The 15,201-nt window shown below is 66.7% G+C and carries 13 protein-coding genes and 4 pseudogenes; 9 read left to right on the top strand and 8 right to left on the bottom strand.

Annotated features, from left to right (window positions below):
- On the bottom strand, positions 1-174 hold a 174-nt coding region (locus A5695_RS13215; RefSeq protein ID WP_156749619.1), incomplete at its 3' end, for a Rieske 2Fe-2S domain-containing protein.
- A gap of 150 nt (positions 175-324) precedes the next feature.
- Between A5695_RS13215 and A5695_RS13210 the strand changes: the two genes are divergently transcribed.
- Both A5695_RS13210 and A5695_RS13205 read left to right on the top strand, forming a co-directional pair.
- On the top strand, positions 325-1,551 hold the full coding sequence (locus A5695_RS13210; protein ID WP_068082260.1) for a cytochrome P450: 1,227 nt from the start codon (positions 325-327) through the stop codon (positions 1,549-1,551).
- Positions 1,552-1,560: 9 nt separating this feature from the next.
- On the top strand, positions 1,561-2,718 hold the full coding sequence (locus tag A5695_RS13205) for a Zn-dependent alcohol dehydrogenase (protein WP_068082257.1): 1,158 nt from the start codon (positions 1,561-1,563) through the stop codon (positions 2,716-2,718).
- A 170-nt stretch (positions 2,719-2,888) separates the two neighbouring features.
- Here A5695_RS13205 and A5695_RS13200 read toward each other — a convergent pair whose 3' ends face one another.
- The 3 genes from A5695_RS13200 to A5695_RS13190 are packed head-to-tail and all read right to left on the bottom strand — an operon-like array spanning position 2,889 to position 6,114.
- Positions 2,889-4,793, bottom strand: coding sequence for a YhgE/Pip domain-containing protein (locus tag A5695_RS13200; RefSeq protein WP_068082255.1), 1,905 nt, complete (start codon positions 4,791-4,793; stop codon positions 2,889-2,891).
- A gap of 2 nt (positions 4,794-4,795) precedes the next feature.
- The gene (locus tag A5695_RS13195) at positions 4,796-5,473 is read right to left on the bottom strand and encodes a hypothetical protein (RefSeq protein ID WP_068082251.1); all 678 of its coding nucleotides are present in this window, start codon (positions 5,471-5,473) and stop codon (positions 4,796-4,798) included.
- Positions 5,474-5,496: 23 nt separating this feature from the next.
- Complete coding sequence (locus tag A5695_RS13190; RefSeq protein WP_068082248.1) at positions 5,497-6,114, bottom strand: TetR/AcrR family transcriptional regulator; 618 nt, start codon at positions 6,112-6,114, stop codon at positions 5,497-5,499.
- A 268-nt stretch (positions 6,115-6,382) separates the two neighbouring features.
- Between A5695_RS13190 and A5695_RS13185 the strand changes: the two genes are divergently transcribed.
- Positions 6,383-7,879, top strand: a complete 1,497-nt coding sequence (locus A5695_RS13185) for an acyl-CoA carboxylase subunit beta (RefSeq protein ID WP_068082245.1) — start codon at positions 6,383-6,385, stop codon at positions 7,877-7,879.
- A 69-nt stretch (positions 7,880-7,948) separates the two neighbouring features.
- Here A5695_RS13185 and A5695_RS28510 read toward each other — a convergent pair.
- Positions 7,949-8,127, bottom strand: a pseudogene (locus A5695_RS28510) (TIGR03857 family LLM class F420-dependent oxidoreductase); the annotation flags it as partial.
- 138 nt (positions 8,128-8,265) lie between these two features.
- Between A5695_RS28510 and A5695_RS28505 the strand changes: the two are divergent.
- The 4 genes and pseudogenes from A5695_RS28505 to A5695_RS13170 all read left to right on the top strand — a co-directional run.
- A pseudogene (locus A5695_RS28505) lies at positions 8,266-8,364 on the top strand (cysteine hydrolase); the annotation flags it as partial.
- Positions 8,361-8,981, top strand: a complete 621-nt coding sequence (locus A5695_RS13180; RefSeq protein ID WP_068082278.1) for a PaaI family thioesterase — start codon at positions 8,361-8,363, stop codon at positions 8,979-8,981. The pseudogene A5695_RS28505 and the gene A5695_RS13180, both read left to right, overlap by 4 nt.
- An 8-nt stretch (positions 8,982-8,989) precedes the next feature.
- On the top strand, positions 8,990-10,642 hold the full coding sequence (locus tag A5695_RS13175) for an acyl-CoA synthetase (RefSeq protein WP_068082242.1): 1,653 nt from the start codon (positions 8,990-8,992) through the stop codon (positions 10,640-10,642).
- A 204-nt stretch (positions 10,643-10,846) separates the two neighbouring features.
- On the top strand, positions 10,847-12,064 hold the full coding sequence (locus A5695_RS13170; protein WP_068082239.1) for a CaiB/BaiF CoA-transferase family protein: 1,218 nt from the start codon (positions 10,847-10,849) through the stop codon (positions 12,062-12,064).
- 27 nt (positions 12,065-12,091) lie between these two features.
- Here the strand turns inward: A5695_RS13170 and A5695_RS13165 are convergent, their stop codons facing one another.
- Complete coding sequence (locus A5695_RS13165) at positions 12,092-13,150, bottom strand: acyl-CoA dehydrogenase family protein (RefSeq protein ID WP_068082235.1); 1,059 nt, start codon at positions 13,148-13,150, stop codon at positions 12,092-12,094.
- A 29-nt stretch (positions 13,151-13,179) separates the two neighbouring features.
- Positions 13,180-13,304, bottom strand: a pseudogene (locus tag A5695_RS28500) (amidohydrolase); the annotation flags it as partial.
- 263 nt (positions 13,305-13,567) lie between these two features.
- Between A5695_RS28500 and A5695_RS13160 the strand changes: the two are divergent.
- Positions 13,568-13,807, top strand: a complete 240-nt coding sequence (locus A5695_RS13160) for a general stress protein CsbD (protein ID WP_068082232.1) — start codon at positions 13,568-13,570, stop codon at positions 13,805-13,807.
- A 183-nt stretch (positions 13,808-13,990) separates the two neighbouring features.
- Here the strand turns inward: A5695_RS13160 and A5695_RS29615 are convergent.
- Positions 13,991-14,081 (bottom strand): annotated as a pseudogene (locus A5695_RS29615) (short-chain dehydrogenase); the annotation flags it as partial.
- A gap of 221 nt (positions 14,082-14,302) precedes the next feature.
- On the opposite strand from A5695_RS29615, the gene A5695_RS13155 reads away from it, so the two are divergent.
- Positions 14,303-15,115, top strand: a complete 813-nt coding sequence (locus A5695_RS13155; protein ID WP_068082229.1) for a TetR/AcrR family transcriptional regulator — start codon at positions 14,303-14,305, stop codon at positions 15,113-15,115.
- The last annotated feature ends 86 nt before the right edge of the window (positions 15,116-15,201 follow it).

Raw genomic sequence — 15,201 nt, 5'->3', positions numbered from 1 at the left:
ACCACCGGTCAGACCCAGGCACAGCGGGGCGCCCTCGTGAGAGCAGTAGTTGACGATCGCGTAAAGCTCGCCGCGCACGTTGTACACGCCGACGCCGAATTTGCCGACGTCGACCAGCTTCATCTCGCCGGGCGGCAGATCGTCCAGCGCGCATACGAATCGCCGCTCAGGCATTTGCATCACCGCCTTCGATGCCACGCAGCACCAATACTGTGCCCATTACCGTAACCACGACCAGCCCGTTGGGCTTATTTGCTATTTATACTATAATAGCGAAATTCCCGGCTTACCAATCCGCTTACCGGCTGCTCAGGAGGAGCGCTGATGACGCTCAGCACCGACCCCGCCAACCAGCCCGCCACACTCGACTTCACCGGCGAAACCAGCCCCTACCCGTTCTTCGAGTACATGAGGCGCACGGATCCGGTGTGGCACGGCGCCCTGGCGGACCACTCGCAGATGCCGGAAGAGCTGCGGCCGCAAGACGAGTGGGTGCTGTTCGGTTATGACCCCCTGTTCCAGGCGTTCCGCGACGACCGGATTTTCAGCTCCCACAAGTACGACGAGACGATCGGCTTGGTGATGGGCCACACCATCCTGGCGATGGGCGGCAAGGAACACCACGACCACCGCAACCTGGTGGCCAAGGCCTTCCGGGCCACCGCGCTGGAACGCTGGGAGCCATCGGTCATCGGACCGGTGTGCGATCAACTGGTCGACGAAATCAAGAACGACGGGCAGGCGGACCTCGTCAAGGCGGTGACGTTCGAGTTCCCCACCCGGATCATCTCCACGCTCCTCGGCCTGCCCCCTGAGGATCTCGACCTCTTCCGACGGTTGTCCCTCGACCTCATCTCGATCCCCACCGACATCGTCGCCGGGCTCAACGCCGCCGCGGAGTTGCACGGCTACTTCCTCGACCAGGTCGAGCAACGGCGGCGCAAACGCACCGACGACATCATCGGGGACCTGGTGGCCGCCGAGATCGACGGCGAGAAGCTCAGCGACGAGGCCATCATCGCGTTCCTGCGCCTGCTGCTGCCCGCCGGGCTGGAGACCACCTACCGTTCGTCGGGCAACCTGCTGTACCTCCTGCTGACCCACCCGGAGCAGTTGGCGCTGGTCTACCAGGACCGGTCGCTGATCCCGATGGCCATCGAAGAGGGCCTGCGCTTCGAAACCCCGCTGACCATGGTCATGCGGACGACGACCGAAGATGTGGAAATCGGCGGCAAGATAATCCCCGCCGACGCGCAGATCGACATGTGCATGGGCTCGGCCAACCGCGACGAGAGCCGCTGGACCGATCCGAACACCTTCGACATCCGCCGGCCGCGCCAGGCGCACATCGCATTTGCCGGCGGCATCCACATGTGCCTGGGCATGCATCTCGCCCGCCTCGAGACGCAGGTGATGCTCAACAGTCTGTTCGACCGCGTCAAGGATCTGGCCTTCGTGGCCGACGACGGGACCGGCCAGGAGTCCAAGATCGTCGGGCTCACCTTCCGCTCCCCCAACAAGCTTCCGGTCACCTTCTCCCCGGTCGCATAGGGAAGCGGCTTGAAAACCAAGGGAGCGCTCCTGCACGACGTCGGCGGGCCATGGTCGGTCGAGGAATTCGAGCTCGACCCACCCCGGGCGGGTGAAGTGCTGGTCGAGATGGCGGCGGCGGGGCTGTGCCACTCCGACGACCACATCCTCAACGGCGACATGTCGGCACCCAACGAGGTGATGCGATCGCTCGGCCTGCCGACGATGTTTCCGACGATCGGCGGCCACGAGGGCTCCGGCATCGTGCGCCAAGTAGGCGTTGGGGTAACGGATTTCGCGCCCGGCGACCACGTGGTGATGTCGTTCGTCGCGGTGTGCGGGCAGTGCCGTTGGTGCGCGACCGGCATGGAATACATCTGTGACGTCGGCGCTTTCACCCTGACGCCGGGAATGCCCACCGACGGCACCTTCCGTCATCACACCGCCGACGGCCAACCGCTGGGACATCTGGCCAAGGTCGGCGCGTTCGCCGAACACACTGTCGTGTCGACCAATTCGCTGGTAAAAATCGAGCCGGACCTGCCGCTGACTCCAAGCGCACTGCTGTCATGCGCCATTCCGACCGGCTACGGTTCGGCCGCCAATCGCGCCGGTATACGCGGCGGTGACACCGTCGTCGTCATCGGCGCGGGCGGAATCGGTACGGGTGCGATCCAGGGCGCCCGGATCAGCGGCGCCGCCCAGATCGTCGCCGTGGACCCGGTGGAATTCAAGCAGAAATCGGCGCTGCAGTTCGGGGCGACCCACAGCGCGCCCACGATCGCCGAGGCACAGGACATGGTGCGGGACTTGACTTACGGCGTGATGGCAGACGCCGTCGTGGTCTCGCCTTCGTTGATCGCCGCCGCCGACGTCCGCGATGCGTTGCAGCTCACCCGCAAGGGCGGGACGTGTGTGCTCACCGGAATGACGTCGCAGCTCACCCGGTCGGTCAAGATCGACCTGCAAGACTTCATCCTGATGAACAAGACGCTGGCGGGAACGATATTCGGGTCGTGCAACCCGAGGGCGGACATCTCCCGGCTCGCCCGGCTCTATCGGACCGGGCAACTTCAGCTCGACGAGATGATCACCCGGCGCTATCGCCTCGACGAGATCAACGACGCCTACGACGACCTCCGCAACGGCAAAATCATCCGGGGCATCATCGATTTCGGGATCGAGTGAGGGCCTGCCTGCGCACCCGCTGCGCGTGGCCCAGGCGTCGATCGGGCTGTGCGGCGCGAGTCCTCTGTCGGCGTGCACGACTTGGTCGGTAACCCACGGCGATTCGAGGACCCTCCGTCGGTCACCAACGCGGTCACTGACCTGCGCATGCCTTTCGCTTCGCAGAGCCACTACATCTTGATCGCCGGGATCAGCCTGCTGACGTTCCACACGCGGTCTCGCCGTGCGGACAGCGACGAGATTGCCAGCGCGACAGCCGTCATCGCAACCAGCACCGTGATCGCTTGCCAGAGCCGCCCATCGATGCCGCCGAGGATGAGCTGGCGCAGTCCGTTGACGCCGTAGGTCATCGGGTCGAAACGATGCAGGACCTGGAAGGGTCGCGACGTGGTCTCCACCGGGTACAGGCCGCCGGCGCTGACCAGCTGCAGCATCAGCAGGGCCATGATCAGCACGCGCCCGACCGCTGGGCCGACGAGCGCGTTGATCGCCTGCGTGGCGGCCACGAATGCCGCGGAGATGAGGATCATGAACCCCAGCATCGCGACCGGATGCACCGCGTGCACGCCGAGGGCGAACCGGACAACGCAATAGAGAATGATCGCCTGGAACAACGCGATCGCGGCCGCGGGCAGGTAGCTGGCGAGCACCACCCGGATCTCGAGCACCTCCGCGGCGATCGCACGACTCTGCAAGGGCCGCAACACCATCCATAGCACCAATGCGCCGAAGAACAGCGCCAACGTCAGGAAGAACGGGGCCATGCCGGTGCCGAAGTTGGGCGCGGCGTTCTCGTGCGAGGCTGCGAGCTGCACCGGCCCGCCGATGGTGTCGGCTACCGCGTCCTTTTGCTGAGTCGTCCAGTTGGGCAGCTGGTTGGCCCCCCGGGCGAGCCCGCTGGCCAGCTCGGCCGATCCCCTCTTGAGTTGGTGCGCCCCGTCGTCGAGTTGGCCTATGCCGCTTGCCAGCTCGGCGTTGCCGGCGGCCAGCCGTTGGGCGCCGTCGCGGAGCTGGGTGAGCTTGTTCGTCAGCTCCTGGCCCTTGTTGCCGACCTGGTCGAGGGCCGATCCCAGCGGGCTGCCGGGCGTGCGCAGGGCGGAGGTCATCGCGATCGCGGCGTTTTGCGCGTCGGTGAGGTGCTGGCGGATCTGCGGCGTGAACTGATGGCCTCGCAGCTGATCCTGGATGCCGCGCAGGTTGTTCGCCAACGGATCCTGACGCGCGGCGAGCTGATCGATCACCGGCGACAGCGCATCCGCGGCGCCGTCCTGTGCCGTGGCGATGGCGCCGATCTGGTCGTTGGCCTGCTGCAGCGCGGCCGCCCCCTGCTGCAATTGCTGCGTGTTGCCGCCGATCTGTGACAGCGCCCGGGTTACCGGGAGCAGCGGGTCGGTGGCCTGGTTGATTCCGTCGGACAATTGCCGGGCCCCGTCGGCAAGGCGTGCCGAGCCGGACCGCGCCGCGTCGAGGCCGGCGACGAGCTGTCCGGCGCCGTCGTCGAGTCGAGCGGCGCCGTCGGCGGCCTGCTTGATGCCCGCGCCTGACGAAACCACCACCGACAGCATGTGATTGACGGCCTGGCCGGAGATCCGGCTGGACACCGCGTTGAGCACCTGATTGATGGCGGTGCGGCCGATGCTGGTGGAGATGTAGTTGTTGGCGTCGTTGTAGACGGCGATCAGGTTGGCCTTCTTGGGCTGCCCGGTCACCGGCGACGCGATCGCCGCGCTGAAGTCCGGGGGCAACTCGACCATGAAGTAGTACTTGCCGTGGTCGACTCCGTTGCGCGCTTCGGCCAAGTCCACGACGTGCCAGTCCAGCCCGCCGTCCGCGGTGAGGCTCTTGGCAATCTCATCGCCTGCGTTGAAATGCTCGCCGGAGACGACGGCGCCGCGGTCGGAATTGACCAGCGCCACCGGCATTTTGTTGGTGTGGCCGAACGGGTCCCAAAACGCCCACAGGTACAGCGCCCCGTACACCAGGGGCAGCAACATCAGCACGACGATCGCCACGCGCGTCAACCGGCTGCGACCGAAACGCTTGATCTCCGAGCCGAATGCGAGTCCAGCCAACATCGTCAATCTCCTTCGGTCACGACGCGGCGATCGTGAAGCTCGTGCTCGGGTGCGTTGGTGCCGAGCGGGTTGGTGACTCCGACGACGACGGTGCGCTCTCTCGCGATCACACCCAGCCGTTCCACCGCAATCGCGCGCCGGGAGTTGTCGCGCACTTGCTCGAGGTCGCCGACCACCAGAATCGGACGATTCGACAGCAGCGCGAGCGTGATGCGCAGCAAAAACAGTTCCAGGTCGGACAATTCGACGATGTAGGTGTCCGAGGATGGTGGCGGTATCTCGCCGAAGACCTCCGTCAGCTCGGCCTGACCGGCTTGCAGCGGCACCAGCGAATACCACGGCGCGAGCCACCGGCGTTGCTCGGCGAGTATGGTCGCCACGGTCACCGACTCTTCGAGTTCGTCGATGTCATCGAAGGCCGCGATCGCGCACAGGCGCCGGATCGCGCGCGGTGTCGTTTCTCCGAGCACGCTCAGCGAGCCGTGACTGGCCTTGAATCGTCCCGCGAGCGTCAACAACAGCGTGGTCTGACCCGGACCCCCGGGCATCTGGATGGCGTGAAACCCCGGCGTCAGGGCCAGGTCGACCCCCGAGAACAGCGGCCCGTGCTCGCCGTCGACCCCCAATCCGGCGGCGGTGATCACCGGTGCGATGTCGGCCGGTTCGTCGTTGGCGTCCACGGTGTGGCTTTCCCTAATCGCGTTCAAACCGGAATCGATTCCAGCAGTGCGGTGATCAGTCGCGCGAGCAGGTCGGGGTTGATGGTTCCCGGACGCAGCACCTCTTCCATCGCGACGCCCAGGTTGAGGGTGACGACGAGCTGGGCGATGTCGGTCAGCCGCCGGTCGCCCGGCACGGTGTCGGTCGATTCGACGATGTGCAGCGCCTGGTCGGCCGCGGCGCGACGGCGCTCGATCAGGCGTTCCCGAAGCTGCGGATCGCGCTGGGCGCGCAGCCAGTACTCGACGAGCAGCACGTAGTAGTCGGAATGGTCGCGAACCGAGTCGAGCACCGACCGGCTCACCTCGCGCGCGGCGGCGGCGGTGTCGCCGTCGCTGCGGTCCAGCGCTATCGCGATCTGCTCGCCGCGCAGCTCGAACTCGCGGTCGAGCAGGGCCAAGAACAGCTCGTCCTTCGACTCGAAGTTGGAATAGACCGCGCCCTTGGTGAAGCCCGCGGCCTGACCGATCGCGTCGATGGTGGCGCCGGCGAAACCCTCGGCCGCGAACACCTTCGACGCCGCATCCAAGATCCGGTCACGAACCTCGCCGCGAGTGGGGCGGGTACGAAGCGGTTTGACAGGCGACATGTGCAGTAGCATACCCTCCAGTATCGAGTGGATACCACTTGGTATCGAATGAAGCGTGCGCCGGTCCGATTTGGGCCAGCTCCGGCATCGCCTCGTTGACGCCGGCCGGGCGTCGTCACGCTGGCGTGACGCTCGGCGCCCCTCGCCACGCCTGCGTGACGCTCGGCGGCGTGACGCTCGGCGGCCGGAGCTCGGAGCTCGGCGGCCGGCGGTCGGTCTTGCTGAACACGCCACCGGCGTCCGCTCGCCAGACGAAACCTCCGTGCGGTAGGACAGAGGCATGCCGAAAGCCCCGGACTGGGGAGAAACGCTCGACGATCTCGAGCGGCGCCGTGAGCGCGCGCGGGGCATGGGCGGACCGGAGCGGCTCGACAAGCACCGCGGCAAGGGCAAGCTCGACGCCCGCGTACGCATCGAACACCTCGTCGACAAGGGCACCTTCCGCGAAATCGGCACGCTGGTCGGCGGCGAAGTCGCCTCCGACGGACTGGTCGTCGGCTCCGGGTTGATCAACGGTTCGCCGGTGATGCTGGGCTCGGAGGACTTCACCACGATGGCCGGCAGCATCGGGCCCGGCGGCAACGCGAAGCGCTACCGCATCGCCGAGCTCGCGCTGCGCGACAAGGTTCCGCTGGTGATGCTGCTCGAAGGCGCCGGCTTTCGCCCCGGCGGTGGACATTACGGCCGCGCCCCTACCGACCTGCTTTCCCAGGCGCAATGCTCGGGTCGGGTACCGACCGTCGCCGCCGTGCTCGGCCCCTCGGCCGGACACGGCGCTCTGGTCGCCCCGGTCTGCGACTTCCGAATCATGAGCGCGCAGGGCGCGGTCTTCACCGCCGGGCCGCCGGTCGTCAAAGAGTCCACCGGAGAGGAGATCTCGAAGGAGGACCTCGGCGGGCCCGGCACCGCCGTGCCGAGCGGGGTGATCCACAACGTCGCCGAAGACGACGAAGCCGTGATCGCCGACATTCGGCGGTACCTGTCGTATTTCCCGCCCAGCGCGTGGTCGTACCCGGCGCAGCTATCGCCGGACGAGGACAGTGGACCGCGCGCCACGCCCGAACTGCTCGACATCGTCTCCCGCGACAACCGCCGCGTCTACGACATGCGCGCGGTGCTCGACGTGGTCTTCGACCGGCCCGACTGGTTCGAGGTGCAGCCGCTGTACGGCAAGGCGATCATCTGCGCGCTGGCGCACCTCGGTGGCCACCCGGTCGCGGTCGTCGCCAATCAGCCCAACGTGCTCGCCGGCTCCATCGACGCCGCCGCGGCGGACAAGGCGGCACATTTCATCATGGTGGCCGACTCGTTCCACCTGCCGATCGTGTTTCTTGCCGACACCCCCGGCATGCTGCCCGGCAGTCGATCCGAGCGCAACGGCGTGCTGCGCGCCGGTGCGCGGATGTTCGCCGCGCAGACGGCGGCGACCACGGTCAAGTTGCACATCACGCTGCGCAAGGCGTACGGATTCGGCTCCATGGTGATGTCGCTGTTGGGTTTCGACCACCAGAGCGCGACGTTCGCCTACCCGGGCGCGACCATGGGTGCCATGAGCGCGGCAGCGCTGGGCCGGGCGACGCACGCCGGCGAGGACATCACGGCGAAGCTGCGCGACGCGGAGTTGCAGGCGTCCTATCGCTCGGCCGAGCATCTGGGATTCGACGAACTCATAGATCCCCGCGAGACCCGTGATGCCTTACTTGGTTCGCTGCTTCGCGGGCTGTCCAGCCGGCAGACCGCGGCGGAGCCGGTCAGCCGAACCGTCATCCTGCCGTAGCGCTCTTCGCGAAAGTGCGACCACCGACGGTGCCTCTCGGGGAATCCGTCGCTGGTTGCACCCTCGCGGTCAGCCGGCCCGGTACGCCGCAACCGGATGCTCGAGTTCCTCGGGTGTGGCGCCGTGCATGGTCACCGCGTCGGCTCCGTTGTCGAATGCTCTTCCGACGCGATCCGCGCAATGCCGGGCCGACCCGGTGGCGCGATCGAGGTCACCACGGGGTCTTCCCGGAAGCGTTGCAGCACAGCCGAGAAGCCGGTGACGAATGACGTCGATCCGGGTGTCGGCCGCTTCAGTCACTTCGCTCCTTGCCGTGCGCGGGCCGACCGCTGAAATCTCTACTGTAACGTGCTTAGTATCAGGCAATCGGAGGCTTCGGCATGAAAGTGCCGACCGAGTACGGAGAGGCCATCATCGCCAACACCCTGTCGCTCCTCGCGACCATCACCACCAACGAGTTGCTCAGCGTGTGGACGCGGCGATGACCGATACCACACCCCGCGTTCGCGGCGGATTCCCCGACATCAAGCCGGCCGAACACGCGCCGCACGGGCTCGGCCGATTCATCGAAGCGACGCGCCGCCTACAGGATCTGACCCTCGCCAGCAATCCGGACGCCTCGGCATGGACCACCGCGGCACGGCTCGTCGAAGACGCCTGCGCCCTCCTGGACGGTCACCAGGTGCCCGAAGGCATGGCGCCGGCGGGCCGCGTCATCGAACTGCCCGGCCTGGGCCACCCGCTCCTGCCGCCCTGGACGATCACGGAATCCGGTCCAGACGGCGTCATCATGGCGGGACACTTCACCCGCGCCCACGTCGGCGGAAACAACGCCGTACACGGCGGCATGATCCCGCTGTTATACGACTGGCTGTTCGGGATGGTGGTCTCCACCGCGGGCACTCCCCCAACCCGGACCGCGTACCTGCATGTCGACTACCGAAATATCACGCCGATCGACGAACCGCTGACCGCGAGCGGACACATCACCGAGATCGAGGGCAGGAAGATCTTCATCTCCGCGACGATGACGGCCGCTGATGGCACGCTCCTCACCGAGGCCAACGGCCTGATGGTCCGCCTCCTCCCCCACCAGCCTTGAAAGGCCTGATGTCCGACACAGCAACACAATTCACCGTCCCCGCCGTCGCGGCGGCCGTTGCGGCCGCAATCCCGGACCGGGAGCTGCTGATCCATGGTGAACGGCGGTATAGCTATTCGCAGGTGATCGAGCGCTCGCACCGTCTCGCCGCTTACCTGCATTCCCGCGGGCTCGGGTGTCACACCGAGCGCTCCGGTCTACCCGGTCATGAGACCGGCCAGGACCTACTCGGCATTTACGCCTATAACGGAAACGAATACGTCGAGGCGTTGCTGGGCTCGTTCCAGGCCCGAGTCGCCCCCTTCAACGTGAACTTCCGCTACGTCAAGAGCGAGCTGCGGTATCTCTTGGCGGATGCGGGGGCGACCGCGCTGATCTATCACGCCGCATTCGCGCCACGGGTGGCCGAAATCCTGCCAGACCTCCCGCAGCTGCGGGTGCTCATTCAGATCGCCGACGACTCCGGCAACGACTTGATCTACGGCGCAGTGGATTACGAGAGCACGCTTGCGTCGTGTGCACCCGAGCCACCACCGGTGCAGCATTCACCGGACGACCTCTACGTCCTGTACACCGGCGGAACAACGGGAATGCCCAAAGGCGTGCTTTGGCGCCAGCACGACATCTTCATGACCTCCTTCGGCGGGCGCAACATGATGACGGGCGAGCCGTTCGGGTCGATCGAGGAGATCGCAGCCGGTGTGCTCGCGGGCCCCGGCACCAAGTTGATGATCCTGCCGCCGCTGATGCACGGTGCCGCCCAGTGGACTGTGATGACGGCGATCACGACCGGACAATCCGTCGTCTTCCCCTCCGTCGTCGACCGCCTGGACGCCGACGAGGTGGTCCGCACCATCGAGCGCGAGCGGGTAAGCGTGGTGACGGTGGTCGGTGACGCGATGGCCCGCCCGTTGGTCGCCGCCATCGAGAAGGGCATCGCGGACGTGTCGTCGCTGGCCGTGGTGGCCAACGGGGGCGCGTTGCTCACCCCGTTCGTCAAGCAACGGTTGATCGAAGTCCTGCCGAACGCCATCGTGGTCGACGGTGTCGGATCATCGGAGACCGGCGCGCAGATGCACCACATGTCCATGGCGGGGGCGGTGTCGACGGGCACCTTCAACGCCGGACCGGACACATTCGTGGCGGCCGAGGATTTGGCGACCATCCTGAGGCCGGGCCACGACGGCATGGGCTGGCTGGCGCAACGCGGTTACGTCCCGCTGGGCTACAAGGGCGATGCGGCCAAGACCGCCAAGACATTTCCCGTCATCGACGGGGTGCGATACGCGATTCCCGGCGACCGGGCGCGTCACCTGCCCGAGGGCAGGATCGAATTGCTCGGCCGCGATTCGGTGACGATCAACTCCGGCGGCGAAAAGATCTTCGTCGAGGAGGTCGAGACGGCGATCGCGTCGCACCCGGCCGTGGCCGACGTGGTGGTCACCGGACGGCCCAGCGAGCGGTGGGGGCAGGAAGTCGTCGCCGTCGTCGCGCTGGCCGAGGGCGCCCGCGCGGACGCCGAGGAGTTGGTCGCCCACGCCGGACAGTCGCTGGCCCGCTACAAGCTGCCCAAGGCGATCGTGTTCCGCGCGGCAATCGAGCGCAGCCCGTCGGGCAAGGCCGACTACCGGTGGGCGCGCGAGCAGGCGGTGAACGGCTGAGCGGCTCCGCCGGTCGCTGATGCGGCCGCCGGGAGCGCACGTCACCGGCGGTGGGCCCGCGTTCACTACCGTAGGAATTACAGTACGATCTTAAGCACTGGCTCGCCTTTTCGCTGACGATGCCGAGACCCAAGGCCCTTCCGTTCGCCGACTTCGCTTCCCGTGACGTTCAACGCCAAGTAGGGTCCGAAAATGGTCAAAGTTATGTCGGGCTTCCGGGTCCTGGAACTCGCGCAGTTCACGTTCGTCCCGGCGGCGGGGGCGATTCTCGCCGACTGGGGCGCGGACGTCATCAAGGTCGAACACCCGCTGCGCGGCGACACCCAGCGCGGCTTCATCAACATGGGTGGCATCCAACTCGATCCCGAGCGGCACCCGCTGATGGAACATCCCAACCGGGGCAAGCGCAGCGTCGGCATCGACGTCTCCACGCCGGGCGGTCAGCAGGTGATCTACGAACTGGCCGAGACCTCCGACGTGTTCCTCACCAACTACATGCCGGCGCAACGGCAGAAGCACAAGTTCGATGTCGAGCACCTTCGCGCGGTGAACCCGAACATCGTCTACGCGAGGGGTTCGGCGTACGGCGACAAAGGCGCCGAGCGTGACGTGGGCGGCTACGACGGGACGGCGTTCTGGACCCGCAGCGGCATCGGGTACGCGCTGACCCCGCAGGAGCTGGGCGGCGCACTGGGGCAAGGCATTCCCGCCTTCGGTGACTCGATCGGCGGCATGTTCATCGCCGGCGGCATCTCGGCGGCGCTGCTGCATCGCGAGCGCACCGGCGAAGCCCTCGAGCTCGACGTGTCGCTGCTGAGCACCGCCTGGTGGGCGGCGGGAGCGAGCGTGACCCAGGGCATGGAGACCGGACAGGTGATGCGCACCCCGATGCCGGGCGCCGCCGGTGCGATGTCGGTGAACCCCTTCATGGGCAACTACGAAACCTCCGACGGCGGCACCATCAACCTGTGCATCATCAGCCCGACGGGCTTGATCCGCGACACGTTCGAGCATCTGGGCATCCCGGAGGCCGCCGACGATCCCCGCTTCTCCGAGGTGTTACCCCTGATTCAGAACGCCAGCGCGGCCGCCGAGCTGATCGCAAAGGCGTTCGCCGGCAAGCCCTTCGACTATTGGCGGCAACACCTGAAGACGATGAAGGGCCAGTGGGCGCCGTTCCAGAGCCTGCTCGACCTGGTAGAGGACGAACAGGCCCTGGCCAACGACATGGTCAGCGAGGTCGAGCTCGCCAGCGGCGGAAAGCCTTTCCGCGTCGTGCGCGGCCCGGTGCAGTTCAACCACGAGCCGCTGGTGACCACGCGGGCGCCGCAGGCCTCCGAGCACACCGAGATCGTGCTGATGGAGCTCGGCATGGATTGGGACCGCATCGAGGAACTGAAGGAGTCGGGAGCCATCGCCTGAAGAACGGGAAGGGCGGCGCATTCCTTCCTATGCCGGCTGCGCCGCGCCCTCGCGGGCGGCCACGATTTCCGCCACCCGTTGAGCCGTCGCGCCCGGATCCCCACCGGCCAGTGGCCAGCCTCTGGCGCGCACCAGATACGCCGTCGCCGCGGCTTCGGCCGAAACGCCTAGCCCGCCTTGAATGTGAACGGCCATCGTCGCCGCCCTGGCGGCCTCCTCGGCCATGAAAACGAATGCAGAGGGCGCTAATTCGGGTCTTGAGTCGGGTTCGTTGTCCAGGAACCAAGCGGCACGTCGCGCCAGATTCCGGCCACCCTGCACGGTGATGGCCATGTTCGCGAGCGGATGCGAGATCGCCTGCAACGTGGAGATCGGCACGCCCAACGTGTAGCGCGTCTTGGCGAACTCGGCCGCGATGGTCATGGTCTCCTCCACCAGCCCGACGAGCGCCGCCGCGGTCAGCAGCCGCCACTCGTCCAGGGCCAGCCGGTAACTGGCCACCGCTTCGGGCCCCTCGGCGACGACCTCACGGGTGCCCGCGTCGGCGGGGTCCACCCACGCCATCGGCAGCCGGCCGATGTTGTCGACCTTCGCCGGCCGGGTGCCGAACGCCAACCGCACGACCTTCTCGCCATCGCGGACGACGATGTGGTCGGCGACCGACCCCGAGGGAATCAACCGCGGGCCCGGCCCGTCGTCGAGTCGCGGGTCGAGGGCGGCCAGCTGGTCGCCCCCGGCCACCCCGGCGACGCCCGCTCCCAACGCGCCGAGGCGCCCCAACAGCCGCGCGGTGCAGACGTGGTCGATCCACGGGACCGGCGCAAGAGACCGGCCGATCTCCTCGGCCACCACGGTGAGGTCGACCAGGGTGGCGCCGTCGCCGCCGCACGACTCGGGCAATGCCATCGTGGCGGCGCCCATCCCACACAACCTCTCCCAGAGGGTCTTGTCGAAACCGGATTGCTCTGCGGCACGGACCGTTCCGATCGGGCAGTGGGTCCTGAAGAACTGCTTGTAGGCTCCCTGCAGGGCGACGTGGTCCTCGGACAGGCTGTAATCCAGCCTGCGTAGCTCGAAGCGGTCCATCGTTAGTCGTCCTTCCCGAAGAAGAAGCCTCACGCGTTGGTGTAAAGGTAGTTGTCCCCTACCTCGGCGGGTAGATCCAGCGCGCGGGCTTCGGGGATGACCCGGCGCATGGGCAGCTCACCGGCCAGTCCGACGCGTAGATCACCTTGTTCCTCACGATCGCCGCCGAATTCTGGGACGTCTTTACGCATACCGTATACCTATCGGTACCGGTTTCCACAACCGCGGCCACACCCCCGCGAACCGGCGCCGAACAGCGCGTCTCTGCGCACTCGGCCGAATCGTCGACCGTGGTACACCGGCACACGAATCCGCTGATGTCGCGCGGTGTGGCGAGCGCCACGTCCGCACCATGTTTTCTCCGACCGCCGATTTGGGAAAGCGGAAGAGATACCCACTGACAGGGAGGGAAACGCCATGGTGGACATCAAGAGCGGCCCGATCGAGGCCATCCAGGGCATCGTCGAGGCAGTCTTCGGCAAGGCCAAGGAGATCGTCGGCACGATCATCGGACGCAACGATCTGGTCAACGAGGGCCAGGCGCAGCAGGACAAGGCCGACGCGCAGCGCAGCGCGGCGAAGAAGGAAGCTGCGGCCGAGACGGCGCGGGGCAAGGCCAAGTCCGCGGAGGCCCGCGAGAAGGCCGAACAGCAGTAAAAAGAACGGGGTGACAAGGGCCCGGTCACCGGCTGGTGGTCGGGCCCTTGCTCGTCAGTCAGCTTGTCGCACAGGTCTTTTGCCGAGTTGCTATGCGGCGACAAGCCCGAGGCGGGGATACGCCTGCTCGATCTGCGAGGTGGCTTGGGGTGGCAACTCCTGCTGGCGGCGGGCGCGGGGTAGGCGCCGAGCGGCCGGCATCGGCTAAGCATCGGGGCGCCGCCAAACCCATCGCACGGCTGCCACCAATGACCACCGTTGCGAGATTTGCCAGGCCTAAATCCGTGGCTCACCGGGTGGCTCGTCCAATGGGCTTGTGCCCGGTCGTCTTCACCGTCAGGCCGTCGTTACCAAAAAGCCTACGATAGGTATTACAGTAGCAGTTGGAAAAGCGCACGGAAGCCCGGTTGACGGCCATCGTCGAGCGGCGACACGCCTACGTATAGGCAGGTGAGTTGGCACGGCTCTCCAACCGCATGCACAGGATACATCGTGATGGAGGTGCCCGTAGTGGCAAAGCAGGCCACCGCCGACAAGCGTCAACGACGCGAACGCGGATCCATCAACCCCGATGACATCATCAGTGGCGCATTCGAACTCGCGGAGCGAGTGTCGATCGACAACTTGAGCATGCCGCTGCTGGGCAAACATCTCGGCGTCGGTGTCACCAGCATCTACTGGTATTTCCGCAAGAAGGACGATCTGCTCAACGCGATGACCGATCGCGCGTTGAGCAAGTACGTGTTCGCCACACCCTACGTCGAGGCCAACGACTGGCGCGAGACGTTGCGCAACCATGCGCGCCTGATGCGGAAAACATTCATGGGCAACCCAATTCTGTGCGACCTGATTCTGATTCGCGCTGCGCTCAGTCCAAAGGCGGCACGGCTGGGCGCCGAGGGGATGGAGAAGGCCATCGCCAACCTCGTCGAAGCCGGCCTTTCGCCAGAGGATGCCTTCGACACCTACTCGGCGGTTTCGGTGCACGTCCGCGGATCGGTGGTGCTGCAGCGGCTGTACGAAAAGCACCAATCCTCCGACGAGGGCGCGCGTGCCATTGAGGACGCCGTCGCCATCGACCCCCAGAAGACCCCGCTGCTGGCTCAGGTCAGCCGAATCGGCCACCGGATCGGCGCCCCCGACGAGACCAACTTCGAGTACGGCCTTGGCTGCATCCTCGATCACGCCAGCCGGTTGATCGAGGAGGGCAAGGGAGCCAAAGGCGGCAAGGCGGCGCCGTCACGGACGCGCAAGGCGGCCAAGGCGCCCGGGTCGCGGGCGCGGACCAAGGCCCCGGCCGCGCGCTAGCCTTACACCGAATCGGCTTACCAAGCCTCGGGTCCGGAGGCACCGGCAAGTCGACACCGGCCCGGCTGCGGGAGGTGTTGATCGAG

Source organism: Mycobacterium sp. E1747 (genome assembly GCF_001667775.1).
In the GTDB taxonomy this organism is placed as follows: domain Bacteria; phylum Actinomycetota; class Actinomycetes; order Mycobacteriales; family Mycobacteriaceae; genus Mycobacterium.
Note: the sequence above shows the minus strand (reverse complement) of the source record. Positions and strands in the feature narration are given on the sequence as shown.